The following is a 24746-nucleotide window of genomic DNA, read 5'->3' as shown; positions in this document are numbered from 1 at the left end:
CTTCGAATTCAGGAGGGGTGAAAGGGCAGACCTGTCCCGCCCCCGCGCGGCAGGTCAGTTACAGACGCGGAGCGGTCTGCCCTAGCCCGGGAATTCGAGGATTTCTTCGGCACGCCGACGCGTCGGAGCGCCATCGGCCGTGCGGACGCCACCGGGCAGCAGCCGGAAGCGCAGGGGTTCCACCGGGGCGGCGGCGTGCTGGTCCCCGCCACGGGGACCGTGGCCGTCACCGGCGGTGTGCGAGGTGGGTGCCATCGGGGCCTGCGGGAACTGTCCCGGAAGGCCGTGATGGCCGGGTTCCTGCTGCTCGTGGACGGCGGCCGAGGGGTGCTCGGCGGCCGGCTTGCGCAGGTCCTCGACGAGGTGCGACGACTGGGCGGCGGAAGCACCGGCCGCCGTGGCAGCGGTCCGCGGACCGGCCGGCTGCGCCGTGCCCGGCGTACGGCCGTGCGGGTGCGTCGCGCCGTCTCCGGGGCGTCCCGTGTGCTCACCGGACGGGAGGTGGACGGGCAGCGCGGCACCGGCCGAGTCCCCGATCTCCCGTACGACCCGGCTCACCGGCTCGGTGATCCGGCCGGTGACCGGCGTGGCCTGCTCAGCGGCGGGCCGTACGGCCTTGGCCACCGCGTCGGAGGCGGCATGGGTGCGCTCGGCGAGCTTCACGCCGGACGTCTTGCCCTGCCGCGCGAGGGCGGCCCCGGAACCGGAACCGGACAAGCGGTTCGCCTGGTCCGTCGCCCCGTCCCGGGTGGCGGCCCGGTCCGGGACGGACGCTCCGGCCGCGGACTTCGCCGGGGTCTCCACCCCGGGCAGATCCGCTGTCCGCGTGCGGTCGTCGGCATGGGCGCCGGGGCCGAAGGCGAAGCCGAGAGCGACAAAGCCCGCCAGGAAGAGCCCCGCCAGCAGCGCACGCCGCACGGCCACCGTGCGCGGCAGGCGCACGGCGGCAGGCAGGGCGAACACAGCAGACAAGGGGGACCTTCCCATACGGACGGGGACACCCCAGGCACACGGCCCCGGTGTCACGCGCGTCGCGGGCGATCGAGCGATGGCCTGATCCTTGCATGAGGGGCCAGGTGCCACGCAAGTCCCCAGGGGGTTCCTGTCACCGTTGCTCCGCCATGTCCGGTATGGGCAGCGGACGTTTCTCGATCGCGGCCGCCATCACGTCCGGAAACAGATCCGGAGTGCAGGCGAACGCCGGTGCGCCCAGGGCCGCGAGGGCCGCGGCGTGATCACGGTCGTAGGCGGGTGCCCCCTCGTCGGAGAGCGCAAGCAACGTCACGAACTGCACGCCGGACGCCTTCATCGCGGCGACCCGCTTGAGCATCTCGTCCCGGATGCCGCCCTCGTAGAGGTCGCTGATGAGGACGACGACGGTTTCGGTGGGGCGGGTGATGCGGGACTGGCAGTAGGCGAGCGCACGGTTGATGTCCGTGCCGCCGCCGAGCTGGGTGCCGAACAGGACATCGACCGGGTCGTCCAGTTGGTCCGTCAGATCGACCACCGCGGTGTCGAAGACGACCAGCCGGGTGTCGAGAGCCCGCATGGAGGCGAGCACCGCGCCGAACACCGAGGCATAGACGACCGAGGCGGCCATCGAACCGGACTGGTCGATGCAGAGCACCACGTCCTTCTTCACCGACTGCGCCGAGCGGCCGTAGCCGATCAGCCGCTCGGGAACGACCGTGCGGTACTCCGGGAGGTAGTTCTTGAGGTTCGCCCGGATCGTACGGTCCCAGTCGATATCGCGATGGCGCGGCCGGCTGATCCGGGCGGAGCGGTCCAGTGCGCCGGTGAGTGTGGCGCGGGTGCGCTGCGCCAGCTTCTTTTCCAGTTGCCCGACGACCTTGCGGACGACGGCACGGGCGGTCTCCTTGGTCGTTTCCGGCATGACCTTGTTGAGCGAGAGCAGGGTGCCCACCAGATGCACATCCGCCTCGACGGCCTCCAGCATCTCCGGTTCCAGCAGCAGTGTGGAAAGCCCCAGCCGGTCGATGGCGTCGCGCTGCATCACCTGCACCACGGAGGACGGGAAGTACGTACGGATGTCACCCAGCCAACGCGCCACCCCCGGCGCCGAAGCCCCGAGCCCCGCCGAACGCCTGCCGCCGCCGGGCCCCTTGCCGTTCCCCTGCTCCCGGCCGTAGAGCGAGGCCAGTGCCCCGTCCATCGCCGCGTCACGCCCCCGTAGTTCACATCCGGTGCCGTCCGCACCGCCGCCGCCGAGCACCAGCCGCCAACGGCGCAGCCGCTCGGCTTCGGAGGTGGGGGCGGGAGCGGAAGCGGGGATGGAGGGGATGGAGGGGGAGTCAGGGGCGGGGTCCTCGGCCGCGGCCGGCGTCGGGGCGGTGGCCGTTGCCTTCGCTGTCGCCGCTGTCGCCGCTGTCGCCACTCTCGCCGCTGTCACTGCTGTCACTGCCGTTGCCATCGGGGCCGGTGTCGTACTGGTCATGTCCGTGCCCCCGTGAGGTCGTCGGCCGGTCGGGCGGTGTCTGGTTGCTCGTCGGACGGCACATGGTGCGGCCCGGAGTGCGGCACGTGGTGCGGCCCGGAATGCGGCACATGGTGCGGCCCCGGGCCCGGCTCGTCGTCCGGTTCATCGTCCGGTTCGTCGCCGAAGCCGGGGGCGCCGATTCCCAGCAGCATGCGCAGGGTGGGGAGCACGGCCGCGGCGCGGTCGCGGTCCAGGCCGGGGCCGAAACCGGGCGCGCCGGCGTCCGGGGCGTCACCGGCCGGACGGCGGGACGGGGACGTGGGGCCACGGCGGACCAGCTCGCCGAGTGTGCGCCGCACTCCGGTCTCGTACGCCGCGAACGTCCGGCGCAGCAGCGGCAGAACGTCCGTGAACGCGGCGTCCGGCACTCCGGTCAGCCAGCCGTCGACCAGTGCGAGCAGCCGTTCGTCGTGGACCAGCAGCAGACCGCCGTCGCCGCCGCCGCCGACGAACCCCTCGATCCATCCGGCGGCGTCGGTGGGCGGGGTGCCCGGCGAGAGGGCGAGCCCCATCAGCCGTTCCGCTCCCCCGTCGCCCAACTCGCCGTCGTCCAGCAGCAGCCGGGCCGCCCGACCGCGGATCAGACCCGGTACGGCGTCCCGTTCGCTCACCGCCCGCAGCACCCCGGCCCACCGCGCCCGCAGGTCCTGCGGTCCGGGCTGCCGCCCGGCCTCCGGCCGGCCGAGGAGGCCGACGGCCCGGTGGGTGGCGTCGAGATGGCCGCGCATGGCGGCGGCGCCGTCGGCATCCAGGCCCAGGCAGGCCGGCGGCAGTCCGACGAAGACCCGCTCGGCCAGGCCGATTGCCACCTCGCGCAGCACCGCCGTCTCCGTGCCGCGCACATCGCCGTAGCGCACGGACCGTACGAGGGCGGGCAGCGCCTGGGCGAGATGGCCCACGTCCGCGTCCAGCGCCGCACGGTCCGACAGTGCCCGCATCACCACCGGGAGGGCGTCGGGGAGTTCGGCGAGCAGACAGCGCTCGGCGAGCGCCGTCACCTCGGCGAGTGTGGCCGCCGCGGACGCCTCGGACGCGGCCTTGGCGGTGGCGGCCGAGAGCACCGTCGTGCCCCAGATGCCGGCCTCCGCGACCCGCACCGACAGTTCGGGCTCCCAGCACAGCCGCCAGGTCTCCCGGAAGGTGCCGGTGCTGCCACGGGAGCGGGTGGGTTCGCCCCAGGGGATGGCGAGCAGCCGGAGCCGGTGCAGCAGACGGCTGCGGCCGGCGTCGGTCTCCTTGCGCAGGTCCAGCTCCAGTTCCCGTTCCAGCGCCTCCGGTTTGAGCCGCAGCGTCCGCCCGCTGCGAGCGATGTCGCGTTGCAGCGGTACCGCGGGGGCGTCGTCCGGGACCTCGCCCAGCGCATCCCCGACCACCAGCCGGTCGTGGATCAGCGAGGACGGGGCGTCGGAGCCGTCCCCCATGACGGCCCGGACCGCGTCGTCCAGTTCCGTCAGCCCGGCCAGCGGGCGGCCGCGGACCGTGGCCAGCCCCTCGGCGAGCCGCACCGCTTCGATGACATGTGCCGACGAGACGGCGTAGTCCTCCTCGCGGAGCAGCCCGGCGGCCTTGGTCAGCCAGCGTTCGACGGGGCGGTCGGGGGCGCTGAAGAGATGGCCGTACCACCCGGGGGAGGCGATACCGGCGCCGTAGCCGCTGTGGCGGGAGAGCCGTCGGTGCGTCCAGGGCACCCAGGTCACCGCCGCCTTCACCTTCGGCAGGCCCTTGAGCAGCTGCCGGTCGGCGGTCACGGTGGTGCGGTAGGTGAGGGCCGGGACGTGCCAGGCGCCGCACACCACGGCGATGCCGTCGCCGAACTCCCGTCGCGCGGCGCGCAGTCGCAGGCGCATATGGGCCTCGCGCACCGGGTCACGGTCATGGCCGCCGTCCCCGTACGTCTCGCGCAGCGCCGCCATCGCCTCGGCCAGCGCCGCGAACGGGGCGAGTGCATCCGTACCGGGGCCACCTCCGTATCCGGTTCCGGGGCCGCCCCCGCTCCCGGTGCCTCCGCCGCTCCCGCGGTGCTCGACCACGTCCTCCCACCAGCGCTCGGGATCGTCGTACCCGGCCGCCTCGGCCAGCGCCCGGATCGGGTCGACCCGCACCTCGGCCCCGGCCCCGGTCTCTGCCTCTGCCTCTGCCTCTGCCTCTGCCTCTGCCTCTGCCTCTGCGGCACCCTCCTGCGCGCCGGATCCGCTGCCGTCGGCCGGATCCGCGTCGGCCGCCTCCCCACCGGCCGTCTGCCCGTCGTCGCTCATCGCCAGGGAGTGTGCCGCGGGCAGATCGATGAAGCGGACGGGGACGCCGCGCTCCAGGGCCCAGCGCATCGCCACCCACTCCGGCGAGAACTCCGCCAGCGGCCAGAATGCCGCGCGGCCGGGATCGTCCTGTGCATGGGCGAGCAGCGCGACGGGCGGCCGCATCTCCTCCTGGGCGGCCAGCGGTACCAGCGCGTCCGCCTCCGGTGGTCCCTCGATCAGGACCGCATCCGGCCGGCACCGGTCCAGAGCGGCCAGCACCGCCCGCGCCGACCCGGGGCCGTGATGCCGCACCCCGAGCAGCACCGGCCCGGTCATGCGCTCACCTCCCGGCAGGCGCGGTAGAAGTCCTTCCAGCCGTCGCGCTCGCGCACCACGGTCTCCAGGTACTCCTGCCATACGACCCGGTCCGCCGCCGGGTCGCGGACCACGGCGCCCAGGATGCCCGCGGCCACGTCTCCGGAGCGCAGCACCCCGTCCCCGAAGTGGGTGGCCAGCGCCAGCCCGTTCGTCACCACCGAGATGGCCTCGGCCGTGGAGAGGGTGCCGGAGGGCGACTTGAGCTTGGTCCGGCCGTCGGCGGTGAGACCGGCGCGCAGCTCACGGAAGACCGTGACGACCCGGCGGATCTCGTCCAGGCCCTCCGCTCCGCCCGGAAGATCCAGCGAGCGCCCGATCTGTTCGACCCGGCGCGAGACGATGTCCACCTCTTCGTCGGGGGTCGCGGGCAGCGGCAGGACGACGGTGTTGAAGCGGCGGCGCAGCGCGCTGGAGAGTTCGTTCACCCCGCGGTCGCGGTCATTGGCGGTGGCGATCAGATTGAAGCCGCGGACCGCCTGCACTTCCTGCCCCAGCTCCGGGATGGGCAGGGTCTTTTCCGACAGGACCGTGATGAGGGTGTCCTGGACGTCGGCGGGGATCCGGGTCAGCTCCTCGACCCGCGCGGTCATGCCCTGCGCCATCGCGCGCATCACCGGACTGGGCACCAGCGCCTCGCGGCTGGGGCCGTTCGCGAGCAGCTGGGCGTAGTTCCAGCCGTAGCGGATCGCCTCTTCGGGTGTGCCGGCCGTGCCCTGCACGAGCAGGGTGGAGTCGCCGCTGACGGCTGCCGCCAGATGCTCGGACACCCATGTCTTCGCGGTGCCGGGCACGCCGAGCAGGAGCAGTGCGCGGTCCGTCGCGAGGGTCGTCACGGCGACCTCGACGATCCGGCGCGGGCCGACATATTTGGGCGTGATGACCGTGCCGTCCGCGAGGGTGCCGCCGAGAAGGTAGGTGGCGACCGCCCACGGCGAGAGCCGCCAGCGCTCCGGCCGCGGCCGGTCGTCGGCCGCCGCGAGGGCCTTCAGCTCCTGCGCGAAAGTGTCCTCGGCGTGCGGCCGCAGGGCTTCGCCGCCGGCGGCCTGCGGCGCGGTCCCGTCGCTCGGATCGTTCTCGTCGTCCGTCATCCGGAAGCGGTTCTCGGACATGGTTCCCCCTCGTCGCAACGTCTGCGGCCGGGACCTCGAAATCCCTGCGGCCGCTTGCGGGATCAAGCCTGCACCACGCCACTGACAATCCCCCGAAAACCCACCCCGGCCTGCGAGTTCATCGCGGGCCGCGGCGATTGTCAGTGGGGCGTCGTAGCGTCGAGGACATGAATCCGCAGGGGGAACGCTGGACGACGGATCAGGTGCTCGCGCTGGCGCCTGACGAGGCTTCACGCAAGGCGGGCGGCAAGCTCGCGGCGCCGGGACCGTGGTCGGAAACGGGCGCGGACGGAAGCGCGGTGTGGGGGCAGTGCAAGGGCAGCGGAAAGAAGCCGTATCAGACGGTTGTGGACATCGATGGTCCCGCCTTCAAGTGCAGCTGCCCGAGCCGTAAGTTCCCGTGCAAGCACGCGCTGGGGCTGCTGCTGCTCTGGGCGGGCGACGGCCGGGAGGTGGCGGCGGCCGAACCGGCGCAGTGGGCGGGCGAGTGGCTGGCCGGACGCCGGGAGCGCGCCGAGCGGTCCGCGCACCCGCCCGCGGGCGGCGGTGCTCCGTCGCGTGCGCCGGCCGACCCGGAAGCGGCCGGCCGGCGTGCGGAGCGCCGGCTGCAGCGCATCGGCGCGGGTGCCACGGAGCTGGAGCAGCGCCTGGAGGATCTGCTCCGGTCCGGCCTGGCCTCGGCCGAGCGCGCCGAGGGGGGAGGCTCCTGGGACGAGACGGCCGCCCGCATGGTCGACGCCCAGGCCCCCGGTCTCGCGTCGCGGGTGCGGGAGTTGGGCTCGGCGGTGTCTTCCGGACCGGGCTGGCCCGCCAAGCTGCTGGAGGAGTGTGCCCTGCTGCACCTCCTCGACCAGGCGTTCCTCGGTATCGAACGGCTTCCGGCCCCGCTTGCGGCGACGGTCCGTTCACGCGTCGGGCTGACCACGGAGGCGGCGGATCTGCTGACCGGTCCCGGCGCGGCGCCGCTCCGGGACCGCTGGCTGGTTCTCGCCCAACAGGACTGTGACGACGGCAAGTTGAGCACCCGCAGAATCCATCTGCGGGGCGAGCGGACCGGCCGGATGGCACTGCATCTCTCCTTCGGCGGCTCCGTCCGAGGGGGCGGCCATCCCGTGCGCCCCCTGGACCTGGCCCTGCCACCGGGTCTGGTGCTCGATGCGGATCTCGCCTACTACCCGGGCGCCCGCCCGCTGCGCGCCGCCCTGGGTGAGCGGCATGCCCCGGCGGTTCCGGGGTCCGTCCCACCCGGCTGCGGCATCGATGCCGCCCTGGCCGCGTACGGCGATGCGCTGCGTGACGACCCGTGGCTGGATTCCTGGCCGGTGGTGCTCACCGAGGTCCTGCCGATACCGAGCCATGACGGAAAGAGCTGGCAACTGGCCGACGCGGAAGGAGAGTCGGCGCTCCCGCTCGACCCGCGCTGTCCGGGCCGTACGAGCCTGTGGCAGCTGGCCGCCATATCGGGCGGGGCGCCGATCACGGTCTTCGGCGAATGCGGCCACCGCGGCTTTCTGCCGCTGACCGCCTGGGACCCTGCCCCGGTGTCCCTGTGACCCGGGCCCCGGGCCCGACGCCGGCCCCGCCACCCCGCGCACACCGTCCACCACCGATGCCTGGAGGAAGGGCATGACGAGCACCCCCACGCCTACTTCACCGAGCACTCCCGCTCCACCGGCCGTTCCCACTTCACCCACCAGGCCCGCTTCACCAGCCACTGCCGCTTCACCAGCCACTCCCGCTTCATCCGCTTCATCCGCTTCACCCGCTTCACCCGCTTCACCGGCTGTGCCCCCTGCACCCACCCCGTCCGCCCCTGCCCCCTGGGCCGATCTCGTGAGCGCCGCGCTCCTCGGGACCGAACGGCGGACGCCACCGGTGGCGGCACGGTCCGGGCAGGGTGCCGCGGCCGCGCTGCTGGATGCGGCCGCGGTCAGCACAGTGCGCCGGCGCGCCGCACTGCGCCCCGCGCCGGCCGGTGAGCGGCCCGCCCCGGCCCCGGCCGACCCTCGGCCCCCGTTGCCGCCCGCCGCGCACCGCCGGCTGTCCCTGCTGCTCGCCGGCCGCGGCGGCACCGGAGGCGGCAGCCGCCGCGGCACGGCCCCCGACCTCGCCGAACTGCTGCCCCAGTGGCTGGCCACCGCCGGTGAGTTCGGCTACCGCGCCCCGGAGTCACTGCTGCCCGCACTGCTCGACGCCGCCCGTGCCCGTACGGACCTGCGGCCCGCCGCGCTGGCGCTGGCGGGCCCGCGTGCGCTGTGGCTGGCGCGGCTCAACGGCGAATGGAAATTCGCGCTCCGCGGGGAGGGAGGCACCTCCCTCTGGAGCGGAGCCGAGCGTGCGGGCGGCCCGGCCGGGCCCCCCGGGGACGACGATCCCGAGAGCGTACGCCGGCAATGGGAGGAGGGCCTGTTCGCGGAGCGGGTCGCCCTGCTGACCGCACTGCGCCGCCAGGACCCGCAGGCCGCCCTGGCACTGCTGGCCACGACCTGGTCCACGGAGCGGGCCGAGGACCGTCTGATGTTCCTCGATTCGCTGCGCGAGGGCCTCTCGACGGCCGATGAGCCGTTCCTCGAACAGGCACTGTCCGACCGCAGCCGCAACGTCCGGGCGACGGCCGCCGAGCTGCTCTCCGCCCTGCCCGGCTCCGCACTCGCGGCCCGTGTGGGGCAGCGTGCGCACACCTGCATCGGCCTGGACCGTACGGCCACCACCCCGGTGATCGCCGTAGAGGCCCCGCACGAGTGCGATGCGGAGATGCAACGGGACGGCGTGGCACCCAAACCGCCGTCCGGACGGGGCGAACGGTCCTGGTGGCTGGGCCAGTTGGTGGAGGCGGCACCGCTGGACGGCTGGCATGCACGGTTCGGGGGCCGCGACGCGGCGGCGATCGTCGCGCTGCCGGTGGGCGACGACTGGCGGACGGAGCTGCACGACGCCTGGTGCCGCGCCGCCGTGCGCCAGCGGAACACCGGCTGGGCACGGGCACTGCTGGGCGCGCCGGGCGCTCCGTCCCGGGCGGACGACGCCTCACCGGCCGGCTCGTCACGGGATCTGACGAAGCTGCTGACCGTGCTGCCCGACGAGGAACGGGCCTGGTGGGTGGCGGAGTTCATTGCGGCGCACGGCCTGTCGGAAGCCTTCCGGATGCTCGGGGTGTGCGCGGTCCCCTGGGCCGAGCCGCTGGGCGGGGCGGTCGTCGACGCCCTGGACATCGCCCGGGACGCGGGCAGCTATCCCTGGAGCTTCAGCGGGGTGATGGGCCTGGCCGAGCGTTGCCTCGACCCGGCCGCGGCCGACCGTCTCGACATGCTCACCGCCGTCACGGACGAGCCGGAGGGCGCCTCTCCGGGCTCCGGCGGCTACTGGTCCGAGGCCTTCCAGCGCCTGGTCGGCACCCTGCGCCTCCGCGCCACCATGCACGCGGAGTTCACCCCGCCGGCCACCGGCCACCACAGCGCGGACGAGCACGCCCCCGGCACCCGCCCCGACGCCGGCACCGGCACGGGCACGGGCGCGGGCGCGGGCCCCGGCGCGGACTTCGACACCGGCACAGACACCCGCACCGGCACAGACACAGACACCGGCACCGGCACCAGCACCAGTACCGGTGCCGGCATCAGTACCGGTACCCCGACCGACGCCCCGGGCCGGGGCACGCGCCGGCCCTTCGCGCCATGATTTTCCGCGCCGGACGCACCCGCGCCGGACGCACCCGCGTGCCCCGGCCGGTCTCCGTCCTCGTCCCCCGGCTCCCCGGCGCCTCAGGCCGCCGGCGAGCGCACGTTCGCGTTGACCCACTCCACGATCGAGGCAGTCGTCGCACCCGGCGTGAAGATCTCCGCCACGCCCTGTGCCTTGAGCGGGGCGATGTCGGCCTCGGGGATGATGCCGCCGCCGAAGACCTTGATGTCCGCCGCTTCGCGCTCCTCCAACAGGGCGATGACCTTCGCGAAGAGGGTGTTGTGCGCGCCGGAGAGGATGGACAGCCCGATCGCGTCGGCGTCCTCCTGGATCGCGGTGTCGACGATCTGCTCCGGGGTCTGGTGCAGCCCGGTGTAGATCACCTCCATACCGGCGTCGCGCAGCGCCCGCGCGATGACCTTGGCCCCCCGGTCGTGCCCGTCCAGGCCCGGCTTGGCCACGACCACCCGGATCGGCCCCGACCTGCCCGCCGCGCCCTGGCTCTCCGCTTGCGCTCCGTCATGCCGAGCCACACTCATCACTGCCTCCAAGCCATGCACGGCACTGTGGTGCCGCCGAGCCGACAACCGATCGCGCGACCGCGATCCGGCGGCCACGAGCGTGAACGAACGTTATCGCCAGCATCCCGTACCCAGCCGTTTCGTGACATCCGGGGAGGGGGAAATCACACATGGGACACGTTCGCTACGCGCCGTGTTCCGCGTGTCGTGCCGCCATGGCCGGGTGGCTCCGTGCGCGCGGGGCGGGCGCACGGGGAGCCGCAGCCGGGCCACCGCGCCGCCGGGCGCGCATCAGGGCGAGTACGCCGCATCCTCGCCGTCGCTGCTCATGGCTCCCCACGAGGGCACACGGGGGCCGGAGCCGCCTCCCGCGTGCCGTTCGGGAGGTCGGCCATGAAGGCCCTGCCCTTTCTCTCCGCCCCTCTTCTGTTCACGCGCCTGCTCGCCGTGCCGCTCCAGCGCGCCCGTCAGCTCCCCCTCCGCACCCCTTCCCTGCTCCTGCGCAGCACGGTCGTGGAGTTGGCGGTCCTCGCCGGCCATCTCCTCCTCTACCCGACCGGCATCTCCCAGGAACGACCTGTGCCACGACCCGTGCCACGACCCGCACCCCACTCCACCGCCGAGCCGCCGGAGACGCACCCGGCACCGGACGCCCGGCAGCCCGCTCCCGGCGCGCCGTCACTGCTGCCGACCGAGGGCCGGTCCCATCCGCCGGTCCTTCTGCTCCATGGCTTCATCGACAACCGCTCCGTCTTCCTGCTGCTGCGCCGCTCGCTGCACCGGCACGGCTGGCGCCATGTCGAGGCGCTCAACTACTCCCCACTGACCTGCGATCTCCGTAAGGCCGCCGAGTTGCTCAGCCGCCATGTGGAGGAGGTGTGTGCGCGCACCGGTCATCGCCGGGTGGATCTCGTGGGCCACAGCCTGGGCGGGCTCATCGCCCGCTATTACGTGCAGCGGCTCGGCGGCGACACCCGGGTCCGTACGGTGGTCACACTCGGCACCCCGCACTCCGGCACCCGTTTCGCGCCCCTGATGTCGGCGCACCCGATCGTCCGCCAGATGCGCCCCGATTCCGAGGTGATTGCGGAGTTGTCGCTTCCGGCGCCGAATTGCCGGACGCAGTTTGTCGCTTTCTGGAGCGAGGAGGACCAGGTGATGGTTCCCGCCACAACGGCCAGAATCGATCACCCGGATTTGCTCACGCACCACGTTCATGTCGCCGGTGTCGGACATCTCGCACTACCGGTCAACGGCACGGTCGCCGCCGGCATACGCGAGGCACTGGCCTCGGCCGGGACGGCAGATGAAGCCGCGGACGTCATATCGGTGGCCTGACCCCGGCCGGCGCAAACGGCCCGCCGGCCGGTCCCGTGCGAGGCCGAATCCGCGCCGCACAGGCGGCAGGATCTTGACTCGCGGTCGAACAAACATCGAACGGGGCGCCAAGAGCTCGCATGGGGACCGCCGAAAGGCGGCCAAATGCCCGGTCTCGCCGAGCCCAAAACCAGTTGAAGATTGTCGCCGCCGTGTACCGCCGGGTACAGTCGCCGCTAATTCTCCTGCTGCCGAGGCGAAAGAGAAGTTGGTGAACGACCGTCACCCATCGGGGGCTCAGCTCCCGACCGGCTCAGCTTCCGACGCCTCGTATGCGCACTATCCGGCCTACGACTCCTACGGGCAGCAGCAATCCCCGACGGGCAGCGCCGAATACGGCGATGGCGACCCTCTCTTCGGCTCGCTCCCCGACTCGTACGAGACCGGTAGGTACGACACCGGCAGGTACGAGACCGGTATGTACGAGACCGGCGCCCATGACGCCGGGGCGTACGACACCGGTCCGCACCACGCGGGCGCCTACGGCATGAGCGCGTACGGCACGGGCTCCTTTCACACCGGCGCGTACGACACCGGGACTCACCCGGCGGGCGACGGCTATCCGACCGGTGCATACGACGACGGCGCCTACGCCCCGGCGCAGTGGGACACCGGCGCCTACGGGACCGGTGCGTACGAGACCGGTCCGTACGACGGCGGCGCCTACGCCACCGACGCCCCGCACCCGGCCGTCGCGGGCTACGCCCCCTCCGCACCCACCTCGTACGAGACCTCGGCGCACGACGCGACCGCGTACGCGCCTCCCGGGTACGGGACGACGACCGCCTACGACACCGCCGCATACGAGGCCACGGCCTACGGGCACGGCGGGTACGACACCGGGAGCTACCCCACCGGCTCGTACGACAACGGCAGTTACGCCACCGGCGCGTACGAGACCGTCGGCGCGTACGACACTGTCGGCACGTACGACACTGTCGGCACGTACGACACTGTCGGCACGTACGACACTGTCGGCACGTACGACACTGTCGGCACGTACGAAAGCACCGGTGCCTACGAGAGCACGGGTGCCTACGAGACCGCCGGCGCCTTCGACGCGGTCGGCCGGCAGGCCCTCGCGCTCCAGGAGACCGCGAGCTTCGAGGCCACGGCGATCTGGCCGGCCACGGACCGGAACCTGATCGCCGGCATTCCGGCCCAGGCCGGCCCGCCGCCGGACGACACCGTCCAGTGGGACGCCGGCCCTTGGGGCGACACTCCGCACGTCGACACCGGTCAGCTCAATGCCGGTCAGCTCGACACCGACCGGTTCGAGGCCGACGTTTTCGGCGCCGACGTTTTCGAGGCTGGCCGGCCCGGGGCCGAGGGCGGCTCATCCGGTACGGGCGGTTTCGACGACCATGCCGACCTCAGCGACGCCGCCGCCGTGGCGGACGCCATGACGCAGGCCATGCCGGTCACCGCAGCAGCCCCCGCGCCCGCCGGCCGGCGGGTCGTCGGGCCGGATGCCGGGAAGGCCGTCCGTGGCCGGGGCCGGAAGCGCCCGGTCAAGCGGTCGGCGCTGCTGACCGTCGCCGTCCCGTCGGTCGCTGCTATGGGCGTGTGTGCCGTGGCCGCCGCGGCCGTCACCGGTTACGCCGGGGACGACCAGGGCGACACGACCGCTCAGGCCGCCGCCGACCCGGCGGCCGTCAAGCCGTCCGCGGCCAACAACAAGCTCGACACCCAGCTCGCCGGACTCAGCGCCAGCGCCGACGACTTCCGCGACCGGGCCAGCCGCACCCAGGAGCGGATCGATCTCAAGGAGCGCCAGGCGCTGGAGCGTAAGCGCAAGGCGGTGGACGCGGCCCGCAAGGAAGCCGCACGTCCCAAGTTCATGCTGCCGGTCACCCAGCGCGGGCTGAGCGCCACCTTCGGCCAGGCCGGTGTGAACTGGATGTCCGTACACACCGGCATCGACTTCCCGGTCAGCTACGGCACCCCGGTCATGTCCGTGACCGACGGCACCATCCGCACCCAGTGGAACTCCGCCTACGGCAATATGGCGATCGTGACCGCGCCCGACGGCACCGAGACGTGGTACTGCCATCTGAGCAGCACCAAGCTCCGGTCCGGGTCGGTCAAGGCCGGTGAACAGATTGCCTATTCGGGCAACTCCGGCAATACCACGGGGCCGCATCTGCACTTCGAGGTGCGTCCGGGCGGCGGCGCGGCCATCGACCCGCTGCCGTGGCTGCGCGGCCACGGCCTCAACCCGAACTGACCGCCGCCCTCCCCCGGCAGGGGCCCAGCCCCCAGCCCCCAGGGCGCGGCCCCGGGGGCTACCGGCTACCGGCTACCGGCTACCGGCTACCGGCTACAGCTTCTCCACCGGTGCGTACCGCAGCAGCAGTCGCTTCGGCTTCTCGCCGCCGAAGTCGATGGTCGCCTCGGCGTTGTCGCCACTGCCCTTGACGCCGACGACCGTGCCGAGTCCGAAGCTGTCGTGGGTGACGCGGTCGCCGATGGTCAGCGCGACCACCGGACGGTCCGGGGTGCGGCGGGTCGCAAAGCCGCTCGGGCCCTTGGCGCGGGCCGATGACAGCGCGGAGCCGAAGCCGCCGCCTCCGCCGCCCGCCGCCATCCCGCCCATCGACGCGGACGGCGTCGCCGGACCCGTCCGCTTCCACTCCACATAGTCGCCCGGGATCTCCTCCAGGAACCGGGAGGGCGGGTTGTACGAGGGCTGGCCCCAGGCGCTGCGCATCGTCGAGCGGGTGACATAGAGCCGCTCGCGGGCGCGGGTGATACCGACGTAGGCGAGCCGGCGCTCCTCTTCCAGCTCCTTGGTCTGGCCCAGCGAGCGCATGTGCGGGAAGACGCCGTCCTCCAGGCCGGTCAGGAAGACGGTCGGGAATTCCAGGCCCTTGGCGGTGTGCAGCGTCATGAGCGTGATCACGCCGCTGCCGTCCTCGTCCTCGTCCGGGATCTGGTCGGAGTCGGCGACCAGCGCGACCCGCTCCAGGAAGTCGGAGAGCGTGCCGGGACCCGGGGCGGCAGCCTCCGAGGCCGCGGCCTCACCGCGGTCCTGTTCGAACTCCAGGGCCACGGCGGCGAGTTCCTGGAGGTTCTCGATCCGGGTCTCGTCCTGCGGGTCGGTGGAGGCCTGGAGTTCGGCGAGGTAGCCCGTGCGCTCCAGGACCGCTTCCAGGATCGTGGCGGGGCCGGCGCCGGACTCGACGATGGTGCGCAGCTCCTCCATGAGGACGTTGAAGCGCTTGACGGCGTTGGCGGAGCGGGCCGCCATGCCGTACGCCTCGTCGACCCGGCGCAGCGCCTGCGGGAAGGTGATCTTCTCGCGCAGGGACAGCGCGTCGATCATCGCCTCGGCGCGGTCGCCGATGCCGCGCTTGGGGACGTTCAGGATGCGGCGGAGCGGGACGGTGTCCTCGGGGTTGGCGAGCACCCGCAGATACGCGAGGACATCGCGGACCTCCTTGCGCTCGTAGAAGCGCACCCCGCCGACGACCTTGTAGGGCAGTCCGACCCGGATGAAGATCTCTTCGAACACCCGGGACTGGGCGTTGGTGCGGTAGAACACGGCGACATCGCCGGCCTTGGCGTCTCCGGCGTCCGTCAGCCGGTCGATCTCGTCGGCGACGAACTGGGCCTCGTCGTGTTCGGTGTCGGCGACATAGCCGGTGATCTTGGGGCCGGCGCCGGCGTCCGTCCAGAGGTTCTTGGGGCGGCGGTTCTCGTTGCGCTCGATGACGGCGTTGGCAGCGGACAGGATCGTCTGCGAGGAGCGGTAGTTCTGCTCCAGCAGGATCGTGGTCGCGTCCGGGTAGTCCTCCTCGAACTGGAGGATGTTGCGGATCGTGGCACCGCGGAAGGCATAGATGGACTGGTCGGCGTCACCGACGACGCACAGCTCGGCGGCGGATTCGGCGGGGCCGACCAGCTCGCGTACGAGGGTGTACTGGGCGTGGTTGGTGTCCTGGTACTCGTCGACGAGGACGTGGCGGAAGCGGCGGCGGTAGTGCTCGGCGACATCCGGGAAGGCCTGGAGCAGATGGACCGTCGTCATGATGATGTCGTCGAAATCCAGGGCGTTGGCCTCGCGCAGCCTGGACTGGTACATCGCATACGCCTGGGCCAAGGTCTTCTCGAAGCCTCCCCCGGACTCCGTCTGGGAGGTGCCCCCAGCCGCCGTCCCGGCGAAAGTCTCCTCGTCAATGAGCTCGTTCTTGAGGTTGGAGATCTTCGCGCTGAAGGACTTGGGCGGGTGGCGCTTGGGGTCCAGATCCAGATCGCGGCAGACCAGGGCCATCAGCCGCTTCGAATCGGCGGCGTCGTAGATCGAGAAGGAGGACGTGAAGCCCAGCTTCTTGGACTCGCGGCGCAGGATGCGGACACAGGCGCTGTGGAAGGTGGAGACCCACATGGCGTTGGCCCGCGGGCCGACGAGCTCCTCGACGCGCTCCCTCATCTCGCCCGCGGCCTTGTTGGTGAAGGTGATCGCGAGGATCTGGCCGGGGTGGACATGGCGCTCGGCGAGCAGATGCGCGATGCGGTGGGTCAGTACCCGGGTCTTGCCGGAGCCGGCGCCGGCGACGATCAGCAGCGGGCCGCCGGTGTGCACCACGGCGGCCTTCTGCTCGTCGTTGAGCCCCTCCAGGAGCGTCGCCGGGTCGAGGGCGGGACGGGCGGCGCCGTCGCGGTAGTACGCCTCTCTGGGCGGGGGCGCGTCGAACCTCCCGCCGAAGAGATCCGCGGGGATCTCCTCCGGGGCCGGGCCGTGCTCGTCCTCGGGGGGTGGGGGAGGGTGCTCCTCCTCGCCCTTGTGGCCGAGGTCCGCCAGGAAGCTGTCGTCAAAGAGGCTGCTCATCGCCCACCGAGTCTAGGCCGCCGCACTGACAGTCCGCCGCGGAGTGGCCAATTGCGGGCCGTTTACGGAGCGGGCGTGGCGCCGGGGCAGGTCAGGGGCACGGAGCCCGGGACACACCGGGCGCCGCCTCGTCTACCCGAATCCGACATCTGTCACAACAACCCCCGCATCGCGTTCAGGTCACAAAAAGGTTTCGGGCATATCGAACATCAGCCTTCACAGGAGCCACACGAGTTGGCTAACGTCCTCGCTCAGGCAGCCCGCCTCCCCGTGGACGACAGGTCCGCACGGGCCGCCCACGCCGAGTCCGGCCCTGCCCTCAGGCACCCGGAGCCGGGGACCCACCAGCACCACCGGGGTGAATCGATCAGGACTGCCGCCGACAGCGGACGTCCGGACCGTAGGGCACGCCTTCCGTCAGCGACACCGCCCGAACCCGACAGCTAACCCGGTAGGCGGTCCACGGAAGGAGTCGCCGGCCTTGGCGTCGCACCGCAAGCCGCGCACCAGCATTCTCACCTCGCCCGGAGGCCGTCGTACGGCGGTCGGGCTCACCACCGCCGCCCTCGCGTCGGCCACCCTGCTCTCGCAGTCCGCCGATGCCGCCCCCCGGGCGCCCAAGCCCGGCGTCGAGGACGTCAAGCAGCAGGTCGACGGCCTCTACCACCAGGCCGAGGTGGCCACCCAGAAGTACAACGCCGCCAAGGAGCGCACCGACGAACAGCGCCACACCGTCGACGGTCTGCTCGACGCCTCCGCCAAGCGCGCCGAGAAGATGAACGAGTCCCGGCGCAGACTGGGCACCTTGGCCTCGGCGCAGTACCGCACCGGCGGCATGAACCCGACGGCGCAGCTGATGCTCGCCAAGGACCCGCAGCAGTTCTTCGACCGCAGCCACCTCATGGAGCGGCTGACCGGCCGGCAGAAGCAGGCCGTCTCCGACTACCAGGAGCAGCAGGCGGCGGCCACCCGGCAGCGGGCGGAGGCGACCCGCAGCCTGGAGCAGCTGCAGACGTCGCAGACCTCCCTCAAGGAGTCCAAGCGGTCCGTCCAGGAAAAGCTGGCCGAGGCCCGGCAGCTGCTGTCCCGGCTGACCGCCCAGGAGAAGGCCCGGCTGGCGGAACTGGAGCGCCAGAAGGAGGAGGCGGCCAAGCGCAAGGCCGACGAGGAGGCGCGCAAGCAGCAGCAGGACGGGGGCGGCCCGTCCGGCGGGCAGACCGGCGGCGGCGCCGGCGACGGGGGCTCCACCGGAGGTTCGTCCTCCGCCACGGCCGGGAAGGCCCTCGCTTTCGCCCGTTCCCAGGTGGGCAAGCCGTACGTCTGGGGCGCGACCGGGCCCAGCTCCTACGACTGCTCGGGGCTGACCCAGGCGGCGTGGAAGGCGGCCGGCGTCAATCTGCCGCGGACCACCTGGGACCAGGTCAAGGTCGGCCACCGGGTGGCCACCAAGGATCTCCAGCCCGGTGACCTGGTCTTCTTCTTCGACGACATCAGCCACGTAGGCATGTACATAGGCGGCGGCAAGATGATCCACGCGCCGCACCCGGGCGCCAGCGTCCGGGTCGAGTCGATCTACTACATGCCGATCTACGGGAGCGTCCGACCGGGCTGAGACCCGGCCCCCGCTCCCCCGCCAGGCCACCCCCACGGCCACTCCCACCCCCCGCACGCCACCGCACGGCCGTCGCCTCCGGATCCGGAGTGCGATGACCGCGCGGTGTGCCGTGGAAGGGCCGTGGAAGGGCCGTGGAAGGGCCGTTTGGTCCCGGGCCGCGGCGCCGCCGGTCCCGGGGCGCGCCCTGTCCGGGGTACGGGGCCCTGTCCCGGGGCCGTCGGCCGCGGCGCTCAGGTCCAGAGGACCGCAATGAAGATATTGGCCACCGTCAGGGCGCCGACCGTGCCGAACAGCGGCTTGGCGACCTGCTCCTCGTCCCGCTTGACGTAGACCAGCGCCAGGATGACGACCAGAACGGCCATCTTGATGCCGATCTTGATGGTGTTGACGCTGTGCCCCTGGGCCTGGTTGAGGCCGACCAGCACGATGCCGGTGACCAGCATCGTCAGCGCTCCGTGCAGCATCGCCGGGACAAAGCGGGCGGTGCCCGCGCTCATCGCCTTCATCTGGGTCAGAAAGCCGCCCAGCAGGGAGGCGATGCCGATGATGTGCAGGCCGACGAAGATATTGATTACTACGTCCATAGTGCGGGATCGTAGCCGCCGCATAGCACGGCCCTTCAGGCAGGGCGCCCCCAATCGCCGCTTCGGTCAGGCCGCAGCCGGTCCCGGCCGTGCGGCCACGGTGGCACGGTCACCGGCGTACCGATCGCGGTCGAAAGCGAACAATCCCGGGCAAGTGGACTCCTCGCCGTGACATACGGGCTTAGCGTCCTCCTCCAGGCGGCCGACTCCCCGCCCTCGCCGGCCTCCCACCGGCGTCCTGTCGGCCGCCCCGCCGAGAGGTACGGCGGCGGTCCGTTCCCTCGTTACGGACCGCCGCCGGACCCACGGCCCGACGGGAAGGAAGGGAGCGCCACCGTGGCCTCGCACCGCAAGCCGCGGCAGCATCCGCTCGCCGCGCTCACCGGCGGCTCGCGCCGCGCGCGCACCGCCCGTACGGCCGTCACCCTGGCCCTGGCCGGTGCCGCCACCGCCACCGGCTTCGACGGCACCGGCCAGGCCGCGCCCCAGCCCACCCCCGCCCAGGTCAAAGACCGGGCCGACGCGCTGTACCAGGAGGCAGAGGTGGCCACGCAGAGCTACAACGGCGCGAAGGAATCCGCCGGTACCGCACGCAGGGAGCTGAGCAGGCTGCAGGACGAGGCCGCCCGCAGGACCCGGGAACTGAACGCCGCCCGCACCGAACTGGGCGCCATGGCCGCGAGCCAGTACCGCTCCGGCGGCGTCGACCCGGCCGTACGGCTGCTGCTGTCCGCGGACCCGCAGCGCTATCTGGACGGCGCCGCGGTCCTGGAGCGTACGGGCAGCCACCAGGCGACCGCGGTGGCCGGTTACGCGCGCCGGCTCGGCAGCGTACGGCAGATCCAGCAGCGGGCCGAGGACACCGCACAACGGCTGACGGACACCGAGACGGCGCTGAAGAAGCACCGGGTCACCATCGTCCACAAGCTGGACGCCGCCGAGCAGTTGCTCAGCCGGCTGACCGCGGAGCAGCGGCGGCGGATGGCGGGCGGGAGCGGTACGCACGGCGGGAGCGGTACGCACGGCGGGGACGGTGCGCACGGCGGGGACGGTGCGCACGGCGGGGGCCAGGGCCGCGCGGGCCGCGGGACCGGGCACGGGGAGGGTCCTCTCGGCGGGGCCGCCACCGGTGCGGGTGCCGCCGCGGCCGCGGCGCAGGCCCCCGGCTCCCGTGCGGCACGGGCCGTCTCCTTCGCCTACGCCGCACTCGGCAAGCCCTACGTCTGGGGCGCGACGGGACCCTCCGCGTTCGACTGCTCGGGGCTGACCCAGGCCGCCTGGAAGTCCGGCGGGGTCTCGCTGCCCCGTACGACCTACACCCAGATCAGCTCCGGACCCCGGGTCGACAGGTCCCAACTCGCCCCCGGTGACCTGGTGTTCTTCTACTCCGGGATCAGCCATGTGGGGCTCTACGTCGGGGACGGGAAAATGATCCATGCGCCGCATCCGGGGGCGCCGGTACGGATCGCGCCGATCGACGAGATGCCGTTCGCGGCGGCGACCCGGCCGGCGTAGGGCTCCCGCCGCGCGGGCGGTGCCGCGCGCTCACCCCCGCAGCTGCATCCCCAGCCAGTGGAAGATCTCCGGCACCTGGTGCTTCCACACCACCGTGGTGTGGCCGCCCGCGGCCGACGAGATCTGCTGCACGGTCACCGTCGTCGGACGCTTCGCGAGCTGCCGCAGTCCGAGGCCGGCCTGGTAGCCGTCGCCCGCCGCGCCCGACACGTACAGGGCCGTACGCGGCGGCCGCCCGGCCGCGTTGGCGGCCTTCAGGATGTGCAGCGGGTTGGACTCGATGCGCAGCTTGGGGTCCTTGCCGGCCAGGGAGTCGCGTTCGAGCGCCGGATCGTTGTAGCCGGACATGGCGACCGCGGCGCGGTAGCGGTCCGGGTGGGCCAGTGCGAGCTTGGCGGCGCAGTGCGCGCCCGCCGAGTAGCCGGCCAGGGCCCAGGAGTCCGGCCGGGCGCCGGCCCGGAAGTTGTCGATGATCATCTTGCGGACATCGACGGTCAGCCAGCTGTCGGCGTTGACCTTGCCGGGGATGTTGACGCAGCCGGTGTCGGCGCCGGGGAGGATGTTCGTACGCGGTGCCACCAGGATGGCCGGCTTGACCTGGCCGCTCTGCATCAGCGGCTGGAGCTGCTCGGCCACGCGCAGTGACCCCATCCAGGACTTCGCCGAGCCCGGGTAGCCGGGCAGCAGCTCGACCACCGGGAACTTCTTGTTCCGGTAGGCCGGGTCGTTGTACTGCGGCGGCAGCCATACGTACACCTCACCGTCGACGCCCGAGATCCGGCCCGTGAGGTCGGTCATCCGGACGCCGGGGCCGAGCCTGGGGTCGTCGGCCGGGCGGAACCGCTGGAGCTGCTTGGGCTCGTTCTTGATCTGCTGGCCGCCCATGCCGTCGGGGCCGAGGTTCCGGGCCGCCTGGACGTGGCTGCCGGTGCCCAGCAGATCGCCCCAGGTGTCGTAGAGGCTGTTTGCGTTGTTGACCAGGACGAAGACCACGGTGATGGCCGTGACCTGGGCGAACAGCAGCATCAGCAGCCGGGCGAGGCCACGCACCAGGGGCGGGCCGGTTATCCGGCCCCACAGGGCGAGCGGCAGTACAAAGGCGACGATCAACAGCGTGATCGAGGTGAGGAAGAAGGGCGTGCCCGTCAGGCTCATCGGGATCTCGCTTCCAGGACAACTCTGCGAAGGACGTGGGATGGTTCCGGCCCCGCCTTCGGCAGTGAGCCTCTCCTCGTCCTTAGATGGTGATCCGCGTGGTCCTGGTTGCCCGTCTTTGGCGGATCTTTACGTCCCCGTTCCCCGGGGGCCCGCTACCCGGCCCCCGGGACTGCCGTGCAGGTCAGACCAGCCGCCGGGCGGTGGCCCAGCGGGTCAGCTCATGGCGGTTGGAGAGCTGGAGCTTGCGCAGCACCGCGGAGACATGGGATTCGACGGTCTTCACGGAGATGAACAGCTGCTTGGCGATCTCCTTGTACGCATAGCCGCGGGCGATCAGCCGCAGCACCTCGCGCTCGCGCTGGGTGAGGCGGTCCAGGTCCTCATCCACCGGCGGGGCATCCGTCGAGGCGAAGGCGTCCAGGACGAAGCCGGCCAGCCGCGGGGAGAAGACCGCATCGCCGTCGGCCACCCGGAAGACCGCGTTGACCAGGTCCGTGCCGGTGATCGTCTTGGTCACATAGCCGCGGGCACCGCCGCGGATGACGCCGATGACGTCCTCGGCGGCGTCGGAGACGGAGAGCGCGAGAAAGCGGACCGGGCGCTCGGCATCGACCATCATCGCGGCGCTGCGGCGCAGCACTTCGACCCCGCCGCCCCCGGGGAGATGGACATCCAGCAGGACGACCTCGGGGCGGGTGGCCGCGATGACCGTGATCGCCTGGTCGACGTCGGCGGCCTCACCGACCACCTCGACGCCGGTGCGCCCGGTCTCGCCGATCTCGGCCTGGACGCCCGTACGGAACATCCGGTGGTCGTCGACCAGCACGACCCGTACGGTCCGGCCCTCGGCCGTCCCGGCGGTCTCGCCCTGCGGTGCGCCCTCGCTGCTCATCTCTTCCGCCCGTCCCTCGGTGTCTGCCCCGTCATCATCCCGTGCCGCGGCCTGTGGTGTCGCCACCGGCCGCCCCTCGTCCGGTCCGGTCATGTGTCGCGCTCCTTCTCGGGGCGATCCATCTCCAGCTCGACGACCGTGCCGCCCTCGGGGGCGGAACGCAGCCTGGCCGTACCGCCGTTGCGCTCCATCCGGCCGATGATGGATTCCCGTACGCCCATCCGGTCCTCGGGGACCGCGTCCAGGTCGAATCCGGGGCCGCGGTCGCGCACCGAGACGAAGACCGAACGGCCCTCGACCTCGGCGAACACCTGCACCGCGCCGCCCCCGCCACCGTACTTGGCGGCATTGACCATCGCCTCGCGCGCGGCCTGCATCTGGGCGCCCAGCGCCTCGTCCAGCGGGCAGTCGCCGACGACCACGACCTCGATGGGGACGCCGTGGTCGTCCTCCACCTCGGCGGCGGACGTACGGACCGCCTCTGCCAGGGTGGCCGGTTCCTCGTCCTCCTCCTTGCCGCGGCCCTCGGGTTTGTAGAGCCAGGCACGCAGCTCCCGCTCCTGGGCGCGGGCCAGCCGCGCCACCTCCCGGGGGTCCTCGGCGTTGCGCTGGATCAGGGTGAGGGTGTGCAGGACGGAGTCATGGACATGGGCGGCCACTTCGGCGCGTTCCTGGGCGCGGATGCGCATCAGCCGCTCCTCGGAGAGGTCCTGGGTGATCCGCACGAGATAGGGGCCCGCCAGCAGCGCGATACCGACGACGACGGCGAGCGAGGCCTGCAGCACCGAGCCGAGATGGCGCACCGACCCCTGCAGCACGACGATGCCGGTCACCCCGATGCCGACCAGCAGCACCCCGGCCGCACCCCGCAGCACCGGAAGGACGCCCTTGCGGCGGCCGAGTTCGAGCCATTGGGCGCGGCGGGAGTTGTCCGCCTGGCGCCACACCAGGGCGACACCGGCGCCGATCAGCAGCACCGGCCAGATATAGCCCTTGGCCTGGCCCAGCTGAAATCTGGAGGCGACGATCGCGGTGCCGATGAGCAGCGCGATCAGCGCGAAGACCTGGCCTCTGTCGGGCTTGTGCCGTCGCAGCCGCCGCTTCCCGTCGGCCGTGGCGGGATGCCGGTGGTCCACGCCGCCGACGCCCAGCGGGACGAAGAACCAGAAGGCGGCGTACAGCAGGGCGCCCATGCCGTCGGCCATGAACAGGGCCACGAACACGATCCGCACCCAGGAGACCGGCAGCCCGAGATGCCCTGCCAGACCGCGCGCGACACCACCGAGCAACCGCCCGTCGGCGCTGCGGTACAGCTTGCGCACGGGCGGTTCATCGGGGTCCGGCGCCGGGGCGTAGCTCGTCTCGGCGCGGGGTGGAGCGGTGGTCATGTCCCCGATCGTCACACGGCGCCGGGGCCCGGGGCATCAGGGTCGACCCTGAACCCGTCCCTGACGTTTTCGGGGTCCGGCCCGGGGCCGGGGCGGGGCCGGGGCGGAGGCGACCGGTCCAGACGGTCCGCGACGGTCCACGGCGTCCTGTTCCGCCTCGCCGCCCCCGCCCGCCGCCTCAGCTCTTCGGGTCGGTCCGGCGGAAGCCGTTCGTCACCGCCGAGAAGACCTTCCCGAACGTCGTCCAGTTGGCTTCCGGTGCGGACACGAAGATCGCGTAGTCCGTGCCCCCCGCGCGGCCGAACCCGAGATCCGCCGCCCGATACGAACGGGTCTTGCCCCCGAAGGTGTACTCCCAGATCGCGGCGGGTTCGCCCTGGTAGACGGTGCTCTGCAAACGCAGCTGCGTGTAGGGGGGGTAATCCACCTTCTGGCGGTTCTCAAGGCTCTTGAAGTGCTTCACCGGGTCGCCGGAGGAGAGGTCCAGGACGCTGACGGTCAGTCTGGCCAGGTCCTTTTGCGAGTAGTAGGTGATCTCCCGGCCGCTGTCACCGACCTTCCGCGTCCAGCCATCGGGCACCGGGAAGGTCACACCGAGCGCGGACTCCGTTGCCGTCCGGTAGCCGTCGGGGAGCGGGGGCGGCGGTCCGATGCTGTTGTCCGGTTCACTGGGAACGCTCGGTGCGCCCTTGTCGGAGGTGCTCTGGGGCGCAGTGGATTCGCCACTGTGCATCAGGTACCAGGCCGTGCCCGCACCGCCCCCGGTGAACAGCACCACGACGGCGCTCCAGACCACGACCCGGGCGGCACGCTGCTTTCGGGAGGGCTTGCCGCCGGACAGCGCTTCCGTACGGCCCCCGTCGGCCCGCCTGCCGACCGCCCCGTCCTGGAGAGCCATGGGTCCGGTCACGGCACCGCCACCGATGCCCGAACCCGAACCCGTGCCGGTGCCGGTGCCGGTGT

The 24746-nt window shown here is 72.4% G+C and carries 17 protein-coding genes, 1 pseudogene and 1 riboswitch; of the genes and pseudogenes, 6 read left to right on the top strand and 12 right to left on the bottom strand.

Annotated features, from left to right (window positions below):
- Positions 1-81: 81 nt before the first annotated feature.
- The 4 genes from ACWGJY_RS15060 to ACWGJY_RS15045 all read right to left on the bottom strand — a co-directional run bounded on the left by ACWGJY_RS15060 (position 82) and on the right by ACWGJY_RS15045 (position 6200).
- Entirely contained in the window at positions 82-972 is an 891-nt protein-coding gene (locus ACWGJY_RS15060; protein ID WP_453261229.1) for a hypothetical protein, read from the bottom strand.
- 133 nt (positions 973-1105) lie between these two features.
- Complete coding sequence (locus ACWGJY_RS15055; RefSeq protein WP_453261228.1) at positions 1106-2431, bottom strand: VWA domain-containing protein; 1326 nt, start codon at positions 2429-2431, stop codon at positions 1106-1108.
- 20 nt (positions 2432-2451) lie between these two features.
- Positions 2452-5070, bottom strand: coding sequence for a DUF5682 family protein (locus ACWGJY_RS15050; protein ID WP_453261227.1), 2619 nt, complete (start codon positions 5068-5070; stop codon positions 2452-2454).
- Positions 5067-6200: an ATP-binding protein gene (locus ACWGJY_RS15045; protein ID WP_453261273.1), complete on the bottom strand. Its 1134-nt coding sequence runs from the start codon at positions 6198-6200 to the stop codon at positions 5067-5069. The genes ACWGJY_RS15050 and ACWGJY_RS15045 overlap by 4 nt, the downstream gene beginning before the upstream one ends.
- 188 nt (positions 6201-6388) lie before the next feature.
- Here ACWGJY_RS15045 and ACWGJY_RS15040 point away from each other — a divergent pair, with 188 nt between their 5' ends.
- Complete coding sequence (locus tag ACWGJY_RS15040) at positions 6389-7774, top strand: SWIM zinc finger family protein (protein WP_453261226.1); 1386 nt, start codon at positions 6389-6391, stop codon at positions 7772-7774.
- A 92-nt stretch (positions 7775-7866) separates the two neighbouring features.
- Here the strand turns inward: ACWGJY_RS15040 and ACWGJY_RS15035 are convergent, their stop codons facing one another.
- Positions 7867-8001: a hypothetical protein gene (locus ACWGJY_RS15035; RefSeq protein WP_453261225.1), complete on the bottom strand. Its 135-nt coding sequence runs from the start codon at positions 7999-8001 to the stop codon at positions 7867-7869.
- Between the two features lie 53 nt (positions 8002-8054).
- Here ACWGJY_RS15035 and ACWGJY_RS15030 point away from each other — a divergent pair, with 53 nt between their 5' ends.
- Entirely contained in the window at positions 8055-9899 is a 1845-nt protein-coding gene (locus ACWGJY_RS15030) for a DUF5691 domain-containing protein (RefSeq protein WP_453261224.1), read from the top strand.
- An 83-nt stretch (positions 9900-9982) separates the two neighbouring features.
- Here ACWGJY_RS15030 and ACWGJY_RS15025 read toward each other — a convergent pair whose 3' ends face one another.
- Positions 9983-10441, bottom strand: coding sequence for a cobalamin B12-binding domain-containing protein (locus ACWGJY_RS15025; protein WP_453261223.1), 459 nt, complete (start codon positions 10439-10441; stop codon positions 9983-9985).
- A gap of 375 nt (positions 10442-10816) precedes the next feature.
- Here ACWGJY_RS15025 and ACWGJY_RS15020 point away from each other — a divergent pair, with 375 nt between their 5' ends.
- Both ACWGJY_RS15020 and ACWGJY_RS15015 read left to right on the top strand, forming a co-directional pair.
- Positions 10817-11761: an esterase/lipase family protein gene (locus tag ACWGJY_RS15020; RefSeq protein ID WP_453261222.1), complete on the top strand. Its 945-nt coding sequence runs from the start codon at positions 10817-10819 to the stop codon at positions 11759-11761.
- Between the two features lie 250 nt (positions 11762-12011).
- Positions 12012-14027 carry a peptidoglycan DD-metalloendopeptidase family protein gene (locus tag ACWGJY_RS15015; RefSeq protein WP_453261221.1) on the top strand — a complete coding sequence of 672 codons (2016 nt, stop codon included), beginning with the start codon at positions 12012-12014 and terminating at the stop codon, positions 14025-14027.
- Positions 14028-14120: 93 nt separating this feature from the next.
- Here the strand turns inward: ACWGJY_RS15015 and pcrA are convergent, their stop codons facing one another.
- On the bottom strand, positions 14121-16631 hold the full coding sequence (gene pcrA, locus ACWGJY_RS15010) for a DNA helicase PcrA (RefSeq protein WP_453261220.1): 2511 nt from the start codon (positions 16629-16631) through the stop codon (positions 14121-14123).
- A gap of 289 nt (positions 16632-16920) precedes the next feature.
- A riboswitch (cyclic di-AMP (ydaO/yuaA leader) is annotated at positions 16921-17104 on the top strand.
- A gap of 8 nt (positions 17105-17112) precedes the next feature.
- On the opposite strand from pcrA, the gene ACWGJY_RS15005 reads away from it, so the two are divergent.
- On the top strand, positions 17113-18243 hold the full coding sequence (locus ACWGJY_RS15005; RefSeq protein WP_453261219.1) for an NlpC/P60 family protein: 1131 nt from the start codon (positions 17113-17115) through the stop codon (positions 18241-18243).
- Positions 18244-18476: 233 nt separating this feature from the next.
- Here the strand turns inward: ACWGJY_RS15005 and ACWGJY_RS15000 are convergent, their stop codons facing one another.
- Positions 18477-18830, bottom strand: coding sequence for a hypothetical protein (locus tag ACWGJY_RS15000; RefSeq protein WP_453261218.1), 354 nt, complete (start codon positions 18828-18830; stop codon positions 18477-18479).
- Positions 18831-19166: 336 nt separating this feature from the next.
- Here ACWGJY_RS15000 and ACWGJY_RS14995 point away from each other — a divergent pair, with 336 nt between their 5' ends.
- Entirely contained in the window at positions 19167-20345 is a 1179-nt protein-coding gene (locus tag ACWGJY_RS14995) for an NlpC/P60 family protein (protein ID WP_453261217.1), read from the top strand.
- Positions 20346-20375: 30 nt separating this feature from the next.
- Here the strand turns inward: ACWGJY_RS14995 and ACWGJY_RS14990 are convergent, their stop codons facing one another.
- The 4 genes and pseudogenes from ACWGJY_RS14990 to ACWGJY_RS14975 form a co-directional block, all read right to left on the bottom strand.
- Positions 20376-21500: an alpha/beta hydrolase gene (locus ACWGJY_RS14990; protein WP_453261216.1), complete on the bottom strand. Its 1125-nt coding sequence runs from the start codon at positions 21498-21500 to the stop codon at positions 20376-20378.
- Between the two features lie 184 nt (positions 21501-21684).
- Entirely contained in the window at positions 21685-22395 is a 711-nt protein-coding gene (locus ACWGJY_RS14985) for a LuxR C-terminal-related transcriptional regulator (RefSeq protein WP_453261272.1), read from the bottom strand.
- A gap of 89 nt (positions 22396-22484) precedes the next feature.
- Positions 22485-23783, bottom strand: coding sequence for a PspC domain-containing protein (locus ACWGJY_RS14980; RefSeq protein WP_453261215.1), 1299 nt, complete (start codon positions 23781-23783; stop codon positions 22485-22487).
- 178 nt (positions 23784-23961) lie between these two features.
- Positions 23962-24746, bottom strand: a pseudogene (locus ACWGJY_RS14975) (serine/threonine protein kinase); the annotation flags it as partial.

Source organism: Streptomyces sp. NPDC054765 (assembly GCF_053612065.1).
This window is presented reverse-complemented; position numbering and strand designations above follow the sequence as displayed.

Coding starts and splice junctions, on each gene's coding strand:
- ACWGJY_RS15040 (WP_453261226.1), top strand. CDS start 6,389: ATGAATCCGCAGGGGGAACGCTGGACGACGGATCAGGTGCTCGCGCTG.
- ACWGJY_RS15045 (WP_453261273.1), bottom strand. CDS start 6,200: ATGACGGACGACGAGAACGATCCGAGCGACGGGACCGCGCCGCAGGCC.
- ACWGJY_RS14990 (WP_453261216.1), bottom strand. CDS start 21,500: ATGAGCCTGACGGGCACGCCCTTCTTCCTCACCTCGATCACGCTGTTG.
- ACWGJY_RS15000 (WP_453261218.1), bottom strand. CDS start 18,830: ATGGACGTAGTAATCAATATCTTCGTCGGCCTGCACATCATCGGCATC.
- ACWGJY_RS15055 (WP_453261228.1), bottom strand. CDS start 2,431: ATGGCAACGGCAGTGACAGCAGTGACAGCGGCGAGAGTGGCGACAGCG.
- ACWGJY_RS14985 (WP_453261272.1), bottom strand. CDS start 22,395: ATGAGCAGCGAGGGCGCACCGCAGGGCGAGACCGCCGGGACGGCCGAG.
- ACWGJY_RS15050 (WP_453261227.1), bottom strand. CDS start 5,070: ATGACCGGGCCGGTGCTGCTCGGGGTGCGGCATCACGGCCCCGGGTCG.
- pcrA (WP_453261220.1), bottom strand. CDS start 16,631: ATGAGCAGCCTCTTTGACGACAGCTTCCTGGCGGACCTCGGCCACAAG.
- ACWGJY_RS15025 (WP_453261223.1), bottom strand. CDS start 10,441: ATGAGTGTGGCTCGGCATGACGGAGCGCAAGCGGAGAGCCAGGGCGCG.
- ACWGJY_RS15020 (WP_453261222.1), top strand. CDS start 10,817: ATGAAGGCCCTGCCCTTTCTCTCCGCCCCTCTTCTGTTCACGCGCCTG.
- ACWGJY_RS14980 (WP_453261215.1), bottom strand. CDS start 23,783: ATGACCACCGCTCCACCCCGCGCCGAGACGAGCTACGCCCCGGCGCCG.